Raw genomic sequence first — 374 nt, forward strand, 5'->3', positions numbered from 1 at the left:
CTTCCTTGTTCTGCGACGCCATGCGTGTCGCGACGAAAGCCAGGAGAAACAGGCCAGCGAAAATGATCGACCAGATGATAATGCTCAACGCGGTCTCCAATCCGGAATTGCGGTTGCCGCCTTATAGTGCCTGAGGCTTGCGCGAGTTTGAACTCGCCTCAGATTTTCTTGCGCATCAAGGAAAAGGTCATTCCCAGCTGACGGCGCCATTGCGGCTGCTGCAACGGCCGGTCGAACAACCCTGCCCCTGCCCGTTGCGCCCTTGCCAGCACCGGCCTGGCAAGCGTTGCCGGCAGGAAAGCCGGAAAGACGGAGGGCGGGATTGCCGCCTTTTGCGCCTTGGCAAGATGATCGCGGCCGAGCCCGGCAAAGGC

The 374-nt window shown here is 60.7% G+C and carries 1 protein-coding gene; it reads right to left on the minus strand.

What is annotated here, in order from left to right; all coding sequences use genetic code 11:
* Positions 1 to 158: 158 nt before the first annotated feature.
* A partial coding sequence (locus AC1DIX_RS28245) for a hypothetical protein (RefSeq protein ID WP_477328682.1) occupies positions 159 to 374 on the minus strand: 216 nt, incomplete at its 5' end.

The sequence above is a fragment of the Massilia sp. 05N420 genome (assembly GCF_056397205.1).